At 71.9% G+C, this 10,583-nt stretch carries 12 protein-coding genes; 4 read left to right on the top strand and 8 right to left on the bottom strand.

All coding sequences use genetic code 11. From position 1 onward, the window contains the following. Positions 1-104: 104 nt before the first annotated feature. Together rpsO and HCN51_RS45300 are read right to left on the bottom strand one after the other, a co-directional pair. The gene (rpsO, locus tag HCN51_RS45305; RefSeq protein ID WP_020545762.1) at positions 105-374 is read right to left on the bottom strand and encodes a 30S ribosomal protein S15; all 270 of its coding nucleotides are present in this window, start codon (positions 372-374) and stop codon (positions 105-107) included. A gap of 157 nt (positions 375-531) precedes the next feature. Further along, on the bottom strand, positions 532-939 hold the full coding sequence (locus HCN51_RS45300; protein WP_168018112.1) for a VOC family protein: 408 nt from the start codon (positions 937-939) through the stop codon (positions 532-534). An 83-nt stretch (positions 940-1,022) separates the two neighbouring features. On the opposite strand from HCN51_RS45300, the gene HCN51_RS45295 reads away from it, so the two are divergent. After that, positions 1,023-1,637, top strand: coding sequence for a TetR/AcrR family transcriptional regulator (locus tag HCN51_RS45295; protein ID WP_168018111.1), 615 nt, complete (start codon positions 1,023-1,025; stop codon positions 1,635-1,637). A gap of 33 nt (positions 1,638-1,670) precedes the next feature. Here the strand turns inward: HCN51_RS45295 and HCN51_RS45290 are convergent, their stop codons facing one another. Next, positions 1,671-2,597: a bifunctional riboflavin kinase/FAD synthetase gene (locus tag HCN51_RS45290; protein ID WP_168018110.1), complete on the bottom strand. Its 927-nt coding sequence runs from the start codon at positions 2,595-2,597 to the stop codon at positions 1,671-1,673. Between the two features lie 94 nt (positions 2,598-2,691). Between HCN51_RS45290 and HCN51_RS45285 the strand changes: the two genes are divergently transcribed. The 3 genes from HCN51_RS45285 to HCN51_RS45275 all read left to right on the top strand — a co-directional run bounded on the left by HCN51_RS45285 (position 2,692) and on the right by HCN51_RS45275 (position 4,531). Beyond that, positions 2,692-3,711, top strand: coding sequence for a TRM11 family SAM-dependent methyltransferase (locus HCN51_RS45285; RefSeq protein WP_168018109.1), 1,020 nt, complete (start codon positions 2,692-2,694; stop codon positions 3,709-3,711). Between the two features lie 3 nt (positions 3,712-3,714). Then, positions 3,715-3,861: a hypothetical protein gene (locus HCN51_RS45280; RefSeq protein ID WP_168018108.1), complete on the top strand. Its 147-nt coding sequence runs from the start codon at positions 3,715-3,717 to the stop codon at positions 3,859-3,861. 277 nt (positions 3,862-4,138) lie between these two features. Then, positions 4,139-4,531, top strand: coding sequence for a DUF6223 family protein (locus HCN51_RS45275; RefSeq protein WP_168018107.1), 393 nt, complete (start codon positions 4,139-4,141; stop codon positions 4,529-4,531). On the opposite strand, the gene truB is transcribed toward HCN51_RS45275, so the two are convergent. The 5 genes from truB to infB form a co-directional block, all read right to left on the bottom strand. Next, complete coding sequence (gene truB / locus HCN51_RS45270; protein ID WP_168018106.1) at positions 4,528-5,400, bottom strand: tRNA pseudouridine(55) synthase TruB; 873 nt, start codon at positions 5,398-5,400, stop codon at positions 4,528-4,530. The genes HCN51_RS45275 and truB overlap by 4 nt on opposite strands. Continuing rightward, positions 5,401-6,441: a DHH family phosphoesterase gene (locus HCN51_RS45265; RefSeq protein WP_346434023.1), complete on the bottom strand. Its 1,041-nt coding sequence runs from the start codon at positions 6,439-6,441 to the stop codon at positions 5,401-5,403. It abuts the gene before it with no gap. Then, positions 6,438-6,896, bottom strand: coding sequence for a 30S ribosome-binding factor RbfA (gene rbfA / locus HCN51_RS45260; protein ID WP_080042096.1), 459 nt, complete (start codon positions 6,894-6,896; stop codon positions 6,438-6,440). Before rbfA ends, HCN51_RS45265 begins: the two co-directional genes overlap by 4 nt. Before the next feature lie 39 nt (positions 6,897-6,935). Further along, positions 6,936-7,232 (bottom strand): DUF503 domain-containing protein, encoded by a 297-nt coding sequence (locus HCN51_RS45255; protein WP_080042097.1) that lies wholly within the window; start codon positions 7,230-7,232, stop codon positions 6,936-6,938. A 117-nt stretch (positions 7,233-7,349) separates the two neighbouring features. Beyond that, entirely contained in the window at positions 7,350-10,523 is a 3,174-nt protein-coding gene (infB, locus tag HCN51_RS45250; RefSeq protein WP_168018105.1) for a translation initiation factor IF-2, read from the bottom strand. Between the last annotated feature and the right edge of the window lie 60 nt (positions 10,524-10,583).

The raw sequence follows: 10,583 nt of genomic DNA, 5'->3' as shown, positions 1-10,583 counted from the left end.
TTGTACGTCAGGCGCGGGGGCGTTTCACGCCGCCACGCGTCCGACCGTATGGGGTCCTACCCCATATGAGAAGGGAGCGGCGCGGACGCCGCTCCCTTTTCATGCTATCGGCGCAGACCGAGCCGCTCGATGAGCGTGCGGTAGCGCTGGATGTCGACCTTCTGCAGGTACTTCAGCAGGCGGCGCCGGCGACCCACGAGCAGCAGCAGACCACGACGGCTGTGGTGGTCGTGCTTGTGCGTCTTCAGGTGCTCGGTCAGCTCGCTGATGCGCTTGCTGAGCAGCGCGATCTGCACCTCGGGCGAACCGGTGTCGCCTTCGGCCGTCGCGTACTCACTGATGATGGTCTTCTTGGCAGCGGTGTCGAGGGACACGGCTCTCCTTCGATCTACGGACACGCGCGAATGAGATGGAAGCGCGAACGACCGTGCGTGCCTACAGTCGCCGCGTGAAGGCCTTCATGGGCAGCGCGCAGCGCCACCGCTACAGAGCCGACATGCAAGGTTACCACCTCATGTCCAATGCGCGGACTCACGCCGAAGCGTAGCCGCCCGCGAACTCCTCCGACGGCGCGATGGGCGTGATCACGTCGATCAGCACGCCGTTGGGGTCGGCGACGATGAAGTGGCGCTGCCCGAAATCCTCGTCGCGCAGGCCCAGCTCGGGCACCAGCCCTTCGCCTGCCACCAGTCTGCCCCATTCGGCGTCCACGTCGTCCACCTCGAAGTTGAGCAGCAGCCCGGTGACCGGCCTGCGGTAGGCGGCGGGCAGGGTCGGGTGCGCGTGGTCGAGCAGGGCCAGCTCGTACGGCCCGCGGCGCAGGCTCATGTACCAGTCGGCCTCGAACGTCACCTCGAACCCGAACAACCGCACGTAGAAGTCGGTGGATTCGGCGACCTTGGCGGTGCAGATCACCGGATAGAAGCTGCTGAGCCGCATGACGACCTTCCCTTCACATACCAACGGTATCCGAAGGTACGCTAGTTCGCCTACCATCGGTATGTCAAAGGGGGCGGCGGCGGATGAGCAGGGCCGAGCAGAAGGAACGCACGAGGCAGACGCTCGTGGCCGAGAGCAGGCGACTGTTCGCGTCCAGGGGCTACGCGGCCGTGGGCCTGGCCGAGATCGTGCGCGAGTCCGGGGTCACCAAAGGTGCCCTCTACCACCACTTCGCGGGCGGCAAGACGGCGCTGTTCCGCGCGGTGCTGGAGGAGGTGCAGCAGGAGGTGGCGGCCCGGGTGGTCGCCGCGGCGGAGGCGGCCGGCGACCCGTGGCAGCGGCTCAAGGCCGGGTGCGCGGCGTTCGTCGAGGCGAGCGCGGACCCCGAGGTGCAGCGCATCATGCTCATCGATGGCCCGGCCGTGCTCGGCTGGAGCGAGTGGCGGGCCATCGACGAGGCCACCTCGGCCGCCCACCTGGCGCAGGCGCTGAGCGAGCTGGTGGCCGGCGGCGTGATCCCGCCGCAGCCGGTGGCGCCGCTGACCCGGCTGCTGTCGGGCGCGATGAACGAGGCGGCGCTGTGGCTGGCCCGCTCCACCGGCCCGGGCGACCTCGCGAACACGCTGGCCGCCCTGTCGACGCTGCTGGAAGGGCTGCGGCGGGGGTCAGCTCATGAGGCGACGGAGGCCGGCTCGTGAAGCGGCCGGGGCCGGCCCATGGGGCAGCCCGGGTCAGCTGGTGAGGCGGCGGGTCGCGTCGACGTCGGCGTGGATCTGGGCGATCAGCGACTCGATCGACTCGAACCGCGTGTTGCCGCGCAGCCGCGCCGCGAACTCCACCGCCACGTGCACCCCGTACAGCTCCAGGTCATCCCGATCCAGCGCGTACGCCTCCACCGTGCGCGGCACCCCCTCGAACGTCGGGTTCGTCCCGACCGAGATGGCCGCCGGCCACCGCTCCCCCGCGTACACGGCGGGCAGATTGGCCACCGCCACACACTCCAGCCACCCCGCGTAGACCCCGTCGGCCGGGATCGCGGTGTACTGCGGCGTCTCGACGTTCGCGGTCGGGAAACCGAGCTGGCGCCCGCGCTGGTAACCGCGCACGACCACGCCCTCCACCCGGTGCGGCCGGCCCAGCAGCTCGCCGGCCCGCGCCACGTCCCCCTCGACCAGCAGCTCCCTGATCAGGGTGGACGACACGCCGTCGAGCAGCGGCACCGGCTCCACCTCGAACCCGTACATCTCCCCCAGCGTCCGCAGGGTCTCGACATCACCCTTGGCGCCCTGCCCGAACGCGAAGTTCTCCCCCACCACCACGACCGCCGCCCGCAGCCGCTCGGCCAGCACGCTCTGCGCGAACTCCTCGGGCGTCGTGCGCGACAACCCCAGCGTGAACTCCACGACGTCGACCTCGTCCACCCCGAGCCCCGCCAGCAGCTCGGCCCGGCGCCGCGCACTCCCCAGCCGGTACGGGTGCGACCCCGGCCGCACGACCTCGTCGGGATGCGGCTCGAACGTCACGGCCACGCTGCGCAGCCCCCGCTCGCGGGCGACGGCCACGGTGCGCTCGACCACCCGCCGGTGCCCGAGGTGGACCCCGTCGTACACGCCGATGGTGACGACAGACCTCTCCGATGCCTCCACGCCAGGCCCCATTCGCTCGTCATTCGCTCGTCCACCGGATGAACCCGTACAAGCCTGCCATGCGCCGCGGCCTGCCCGGCAATCGAGGGCACTATCATCGGGCATCATGCCTCGTTACGCGCTCCTGATCCTGCCTGCCTTCAACCGGGTCTACGGTGAGAGCTCCGTCCGGCTGACCCGCAGCGAGCTGGCCGTCTTCAGCGCCCGTGGTCTTGAGGGCGAGGTCGTGAGCAGCGAGGAGACGCGCATCGGCGGGGTGCCGTACGTGGCGTTCGAGACGGCGCGCCCGCTGAGCGAGCCCGACGTGCGGCTGCTGTCGAACCTGTCGTCCGTGTACGCGGTGTTCGGCCTAGAAGGCGACCTGCTGCGGCCCCTGGAGATGCGCTCGCGCGACCGGCTGAGCAGCGACCTGATCACGATCCAGAAGTACGCGGGCAAGACGAACGAGCACTTCACGAAGCTGCTGCTCAACGTCACCGCGCTGGCCGGCGACAAGGGGCTGGGCGACGGGCTGCAGGTGTTCGACCCGATGTGCGGCCGGGGCACCACGCTCAACCAGGCCCTCATGTACGGCTACGACGCCTACGGCATCGACGTCGACGGCAAGGACTTCGAGGCGTACACCGGCTTCATCAAGACGTGGCTGCGCAACAAGCGGCTCAAGCACACGGCCGAGACCGTGCCGGTGCGCCGCGAGCGGGCCCTGGTGGGGCGGCGGCTCAACGTCACGTTCGGGCTGTCGAAGGAGGCCGTGAAGGCCGGTGACGTGCAGCACCTGGCCGTGGTGAACGCCGACACGCTCAAGAGCCGCGAGTTCTTCAAGCCGCGCTCGTTCGACGTGCTGGCCACCGACGCCCCGTACGGCGTCCAGCACGGCAGCAAGGGCGGCGCCGGCCTGTCACGCAGCCCGCTGGAGCTGCTGGGCCGGGCCGTGCCGGTCTGGGCGGAGCTGCTGCGGCCGGGCGGCGCGATGGGCATCGCCTGGAACACCTACGGCGGCAAGAGCGCCGACCTGGCCAGGATCCTCACCGAGGCGGGCCTCGACGTGATGGACTATCCCGACTTCGAGCACTGGGTGGACCAGGCGATCGTGCGCGACATCATCGTGGCCAGAAAGCCCCGCTAAGGCGTGTCGGCCGGGGCACGCGCCCGGCTGGACGGCCTGACCGGCGACAAGGCCTACAGCTCGGCCGCCGACCGCACGCTGCTGCGCCGCCGGCACATCGAGGCCACCATCGCCCAGCCCCGCGACCTGGCCGCCCCCCCGCCGGGCTGAAGGACGCCGTGGTGGCCGGCCGCCCGCCTTAGACCGCATCCGCTACCGGGCCACCACCCGTAGATCGTCGGCATCATGATCGGGTCATGCGCCCGACCCGATCGACCTCACCCTGCCTGATCGGGGAAACACGCCGTAGCGGCACCGGCCTACCGCGGGCGCAGTAGATCCGCTACGGCGTGCGCGGCAGGGGGAATTGCCTCCATCAGTGGGATGACCTGCGGCTGGTCCGGCGGACATAGTTCTTGGCGTCCAGCCGTAGAAGGAGGAGCCCCTCATGTCCGTGCTGTCCATGCTCGCCTCACCGATCTGTACGTCGGCCGCCGAATGCGCGGGCCAGGGCGTCGACACCTTCCTCGGGACCCCTCAGCGGATCTGGGCCAGCGTGGCCGCGCTGGTGGCGCTGGCCGCCGTGGCCGCCGGCTGGCTGGCGCTGCGGCGCTCCAGCCGCGGCGTCGGCGAGCGCGGGCGGAACGGGGCCGTCGTGGCGCTGGCCGGAGGCCTCATCGGCGCGGTCAACGGCGTGGTGAACCTGGCCGTCGCCGACGGTGGCCTCGGCACCGGCAACGGCGTGTTCGGCGGCGCGGTGGCCCTGGCGCTCGGGCTGGCCGGTACGGCGCTCGGTGGGCTGGTGCTGGCCCGCTCCCGCCGTACGCAGCCGAGCGGCTAGCCGGCGAAGACGGCGAGGGGCTTGGCGACGCGGCCCTGCTCCTCCACCAGCGCCAGCAGCTCGCCCTCCGGCCCGAACACGCCGATCGGCCCCGCGCCGAGCCCCGCCGCGGTAAGCCGGCCGCCGTGCCCGATGATCCGGGCCTCCTCGGCCGTGACGTCGCGGCGCGGGAACGCCGCCGCCACCGCCTCGCCGATCGGCAGGATCACGCACTCCTCCGAGAGCTGCTCGATGCTCCTGGCCAGCGACACGTCGTACGGCCCCACCCGGGTGCGCCGCAGCCGCGTCAGGTGCCCGCCGACGCCGAGGGCGGCGCCGAGGTCGCGGGCCAGCGAGCGGATGTAGGTGCCGCTGGAGCAGGTGATGACGGCGTCCACGTCCACGACGTCGCCGCCGGCCCGGATGTCGAGCACGTCGAACTGCCGCACGGTGACGGGCCGGGCCGCCAGGGCGACCTCCTCGCCCGCGCGGGCCTTCTTGTAGGCCCGCTGGCCGTTCACCTTGATGGCGCTGACCTGCGGCGGGACCTGCATGATCGCTCCGGTCAGCGCCGCGACGCCCTTGTGGATCTCGGGCGCGGTGACGTCGGCCGCCGAGGCGGTGGCGACGACCTCGCCCTCGGCGTCGTCGGTGTTGGTGCTCACGCCGAGCCGAATCGTGGCCTCGTACACCTTCTCCGTGAGCGTCAGGTGCCCCAGCAGCCTGGTCGCCTTCTCCACGCCGACCACCAGCACGCCGGTCGCCATCGGGTCGAGCGTGCCGGCGTGCCCCACCCGGCGGGTGCCCGCGATGCGCCGCATCTTGGCCACCACGTCGTGGGAGGTCCACTCGGCCGGCTTGTCGACGATGATCAGACCGCTCTCGGCCATCTAGGAAACCCTCCGCAGCTCGCGCCGGAACTTGGCCATGGTCTCCTCCACGGTGTCGTACGAGGTGTAGCCGGCGGCGTTGTGATGGCCGCCGCCGCCGAGCGCCGCGCACACGGCCGCGACGTCGACGGTGCCCTTGGACCGGGTGGAGACCTGCCAGTCGCCGTGGTCGTCCTCCTTGAGCACGACCGCGACCTCGGCCTCGTCGGCGCGGCGCACGATGTCGATGATGCCTTCGAGCTCGGAGTACGGCAGCCCGTACGCGGCCCGGTCGACGCGGGAGACGTACGTCCAGACGAGCGAGCCCTCCAGCGTCACCCGCTCCAGCGCGTGCGCCAGCACCTTGAGGTAGCCGAACGGCGAGCGGTCCCACAGCTCGCGGGCGATCTCGTCGGTACGCAGCCCGGTGGCGACGAGCCTGGCCGCCATCTGGTGCACGGCGGGCGTGACCGAGGAGTAGCGGAACGATCCGGTGTCGGTGACGAGCCCCGCGTACAGGCAGGTGGCGATGTCGCGGTCGAGCCGCCCGCCGAGCCGGTAGACGAGCTGCTCGGCCAGCATCGCGGTGGCCGCCGCCGTGGCGTCGATGAGGTCGAGCGTGCCGAACCCGGTGTTCGACGGGTGGTGGTCGACGACGATGACCTCGCGTGCCGAGGCCGCGTTGGCGCCCAGGAGGCCCACCCGCTCGAACGTCGAGCAGTCGAAGACGATCATCAGGTCGGGTGCGGCGGGGAACTGCTCCGGCGGCACCAGCATCTCCTGCCCCGGCAGGAACCCCAGCAGGCGCGGCACCGCGAAGTGCCGGTCGCCGAACGAGGCCACCACCCGCTTGCCCATCGAGCGCAGCACGAACGCCACGGCGAGCATCGACCCGAGCGCGTCGCCGTCGGGGTTGACGTGGCAGGCCAGCCCGATCTCGTCGTGCCGGCCGATCAGCCGCAGCGCCCGATCCCACGACGACTCGGGGATCGGGCAGCACTCCATAGGACGCCGCTCCAGGCTGGCCGGGCGGTCGGTCCTGTCGCGCACGTCGGGCGTCACGCCTGGTCTTCCCTGCTCACCTCGAGGTCTTCCTCGTCGTCGGGCTTGCGGTAGGGGTCGGGCTCGCCGGCGTAGGAGGCCTTCTCGGCCTGCCGCGCCACTTCGGCGTCGCGCGCCCGCGCGGCGTTGATCAGATCGTCGAGGTGACGCGCGTTGTCGGGCAGCGGGTCGTGCTTGAACGTCAGCGTCGGGGCGAACCGCACCCCGGTCTGCTTGCCGACCTCGGAGCGGATGATGCCCTTGGCGCTTTCGAGGGCGGCGGCGCTGTCGGCGCGCTCGGCCTCGGAGCCGAACACCGTGTAGAAGACCGTCGCGTCGCGCAGGTCAGCGGTGACGCGGGTGTCGGTCACGGTGACGAAGCCCAGACGCGGATCCTTGATCCGGCGCTCCAGCATCTCGGCGACGATCTGCTGGATGCGGTCGGCGAGCTTGCGCGCTCGTGCTGCATCCACCATGTTGGCTCCCCCTCACGCACGAACGGGCCGTGCAGTCGTTCAGTCTTCGTCGTTGTAGAGCCGGTGCCGGGCCGACAGCAGCTCGATCTCCGGGCGGAAGGCCACCATGCGCTCGCAGGCGTCCAGCACTTCCTTGCAGTTACCCGCGGAGGCGGAGACCACCGCCACACCGACCTCCGCTCTGCGATGCAGGTCGAGATGGCCGGTCTCAGCCACCGCGATGCTGGGATAACGGCGCTGCAGCTCGGCGATGAGCGGCCGGACGACAGAGCGCTTCTGCTTCAGCGATCTGACGTCGCCGAGCAGGATGTCCAGGGTCAGAGCACCCACATACATCGTTGGCAACCGCCGCTTGACCTGGAGTCTGAGCACGACCGGCCCGCTGCGGCGGGAAGCGGGCCAGGGCGTGCGAGAGGCGCCCGGCGGATGTCCCGCCGGGCGCCCGGCCGTGCGTCACACGCGCGGCTTCTCCCGCATCTCGAACGTCTCGATCACGTCGTCGATCCTGATGTCGTTGTAGCCGACACCGATACCGCACTCGAAGCCCTCGCGAACCTCGGTGGCGTCATCCTTGAAGCGACGCAGGGACGAGACGGTCAGGTTGTCCGCGATGACGACGCCGTCGCGGATGAGCCTGGCCTTGCTGTTGCGGACGATCACGCCGGAGCGGACCAGCGAACCGGCGACGTTGCCGATCTTCGGCACCTTGAAGACCTCGCGGACTTCGGCCGTGCCCATCTGGACCTCTTCGAACTCGGGCTTGAGCATGCCCTTGAGCGCCGCCTCGATCTCCTCGATCGCCTGGTAGATGACCGAGTAGTAGCGGATGTCGACGCCCTCGCGCTCGGCGAGGTCGCGCGCCCGGGGCTCAGGCCGGACGTTGAAGCCGATGATGACCGCGTTGTCGTCGGCGACGGCCAGGTTGACGTCGTACTCGGTGATGGCGCCGACCGCGCGGTGCAGGACACGGAGCCTGACCTCGTCGCCGACGTCGATCTTGAGCAGGGCGTCTTCCAGGGCCTCCACCGAGCCGGACACGTCACCCTTGATGATGAGCTTGAGCTCGTCGACGCGGCCCTTCTCGAGGTCGCTGAACAGCTCCTCGAGGGTGCGGCGACGGCTCGACTTCGCCATGTCGGCGCTGCGCTTGCGCGCCGCGCGCTGCTGGGCGATCTGCCGGGCCATCCGGTCGTCGGTGACCACGATGAAGTTGTCACCGGCGCTCGGCACGGCCGTCAGACCCATCACCAGGACCGGACGCGACGGCGTGGCCTCCTCGACCGGCTCGCCGTTGTCGTCGAGCATCGCGCGGACGCGGCCGAAGGCCTCGCCACACACGATCGAGTCGCCGACGCGCAGCGTGCCGCGCTGGACCAGGACGGTCGCGACGGGGCCGCGGCCACGGTCGAGGTGCGCCTCGATCGCGATGCCCTGGGCGTCCATCGTCGGGTTGGCCCGCAGGTCGAGCTCGGCGTCGGCGGTCAGCAGGATGGCCTCGAGGAGGTTGTCGATGCCCGTGCCGTTCTTCGCCGAGATGTCGACGAAGAGGGTCGAGCCGCCGTACTCCTCCGCCACCAGGCCGTACTCGGTGAGCTGGGCACGGACCTTGTTGGGGTCGGCGCCCTCCTTGTCGACCTTGTTGACCGCGACCACGATCGGCACCTCGGCCGCCTGGGCGTGGTTGAGAGCCTCGATCGTCTGCGGCTTCACACCGTCGTCGGCCGCGACCACCAGCACCGCGATGTCGGTGGACTTGGCGCCTCGGGCACGCATGGCGGTGAACGCCTCGTGACCCGGGGTGTCGATGAAGGTGATCTTCCGCTCTTCGCCCTCGTGCTCGGCGGAGACCTGGTAAGCGCCGATGTGCTGGGTGATGCCACCCGCCTCGCGCGCCACCACGTTGGTCTTGCGGATGGCGTCGAGCAGCTTGGTCTTACCGTGGTCGACGTGACCCATGACGGTCACGACCGGCGGGCGCGCGGCCAGGTCGGCCTCGTCGCCCTCGTCCTCGCCGAACTCGATGTCGAAGGCCTCGAGAAGCTCGCGGTCCTCCTCCTCCGGGCTGACGACCTGGATGTCGTAGTCGAGCTCGGCACCCAGGAGCTGCAGTGTCTCCTCGTTGACCGACTGCGTCGCGGTCACCATCTCGCCCAGGTGCAGCATGATCTGCACGAGCGAGGCCGGGTTCGCGCCGATGCGGTCGGCGAAGTCGGACAGCGACGCGCCGCGCGGCAGGCGGATCGTCGCGCCGTTGCCGCGAGCGACCTGCACGCCGCCGATCGCCGGCGCCGACATGTTGTCGAACTCCTGGCGCCTCTGACGCTTGGACTTGCGGCCACGCGCGGGACGGCCACCGGGACGCCCGAAGGCTCCCGCGGTGCCACCGCCACGGCCACGGCCGCCGCCACCGGGACGACCGCCGAAGCCGCCGCCACCGCCGCCACCGGGACCACCGGTGCCGGTGCGCGGACCGGCGCCGCCGCCACCCGGGCGACCGGCGAAACCGCCGCCGCCACCGGGACGACCGCCGCCACCGCCGGGACGGCCACCGCCGCCACCACCGGGACGACCGCCGCCGCCACCGCCACCCGGACGGCCACCGCCGCCGGGGCCGGCAGGGCGACCCTGCGGCATCATCATCGGGTTGGGACGCGGGCCACCAGGACGGGGACCGCCGGCGCCGCCACCCGCACCGGGACCCGGACGCGGGCCACCGGGCGGCGGGCCGGGACGCGGACCCGGAGTGGGCCGGTCACCGGACCGCGACTGCGGCGGACGCGGCATGGCGCCGTCGCGCGGCGGACCGTCACGACGCTCGCGCTGGCCGGGACCGCCACCGCCCTCGCGGTTGCCGCCCGGACGCGGCGGACGGGCCTGGCCCATGCCGCTCGCGTTGGAAGAGAACGGGTTGTTACCCGGACGCGGGCCACGCGGACCCGGCCGCGGGCCGGGGCCGGGACGCGGACCGCCACCGGCGGGCGCGCCCGGACGAGGCGCCTGCGTGGAACCGCCGCGGTCACCACCGCGGTCACCACGGTCGCCGCCGCGCTCAGCACGGTCGCCGCGCTCACCACCGCGCTCGCCGCCGGCGGGGCCGGGACGAGGGCCGGGCTTGGGACCCGGACCGGGACGCGGGCCGGCACCGGCGGGGCCGGGACGCGGGCCAGGAGCCGGACGGGCGGGCGCGCCGCTCTCGAACCGCGCCTGCGGGGCACCGGAGGTCTCGCCGCGCGCGGCCTCGGGCTGCTGCTGCGGCTGCTGGTGCGGCATCGGCACCGGCGGACGCGGCGTGCTGCCGCCGCCCGCGGGGCCGGGACGCGGACCGGGCTTGGGGCCCGGACGCGGTGGAGCGGGGACCGGCGCCTGCCCGGCGCCGTTACCGGCCTGGCCTTCGGCCGGCCGGGGCGCAGCCCTTGGCGGCTGCGGCTTGTTGGACGGCTGACCGCCGCCCCTCGAGGAGGCACCCTTGGATACCCCCAGCGCTTCGGTGAGCCTGCGGACCACCGGCGCTTCGATGGTCGAGGACGCCGAACGGACGAACTCTCCCATCTCTTGGAGCTTGGCCATGACGACCTTGCTCTCTACGCCGAACTCCTTAGCGAGCTCGTATACCCGGACCTTCGCCACTGCACTCCCTTACTCGGCCCGGGAGGCTGGCTGTGCCGTCCGGACCGTCGTTACCTTGAC

The organism is Nonomuraea composti (assembly GCF_012034275.1).
GTDB lineage: Bacteria > Actinomycetota > Actinomycetes > Streptosporangiales > Streptosporangiaceae > Nonomuraea > Nonomuraea composti.
Note: the sequence above shows the minus strand (reverse complement) of the source record. Positions and strands in the feature narration are given on the sequence as shown.

Bases quoted from the DNA above. Each gene is read 5' to 3' on its own strand.
- HCN51_RS45290 (WP_168018110.1), bottom strand. From the start codon at position 2,597: ATGGGGCCTGGCGTGGAGGCATCGGAGAGGTCTGTCGTCACCATCGGC.
- HCN51_RS45285 (WP_168018109.1), top strand. From the start codon at position 2,692: ATGCCTCGTTACGCGCTCCTGATCCTGCCTGCCTTCAACCGGGTCTAC.
- HCN51_RS45275 (WP_168018107.1), top strand. From the start codon at position 4,139: ATGTCCGTGCTGTCCATGCTCGCCTCACCGATCTGTACGTCGGCCGCC.
- HCN51_RS45255 (WP_080042097.1), bottom strand. From the start codon at position 7,232: ATGTATGTGGGTGCTCTGACCCTGGACATCCTGCTCGGCGACGTCAGA.
- HCN51_RS45300 (WP_168018112.1), bottom strand. From the start codon at position 939: ATGCGGCTCAGCAGCTTCTATCCGGTGATCTGCACCGCCAAGGTCGCC.
- rbfA (WP_080042096.1), bottom strand. From the start codon at position 6,896: ATGGTGGATGCAGCACGAGCGCGCAAGCTCGCCGACCGCATCCAGCAG.
- truB (WP_168018106.1), bottom strand. From the start codon at position 5,400: ATGGCCGAGAGCGGTCTGATCATCGTCGACAAGCCGGCCGAGTGGACC.
- HCN51_RS45295 (WP_168018111.1), top strand. From the start codon at position 1,023: ATGAGCAGGGCCGAGCAGAAGGAACGCACGAGGCAGACGCTCGTGGCC.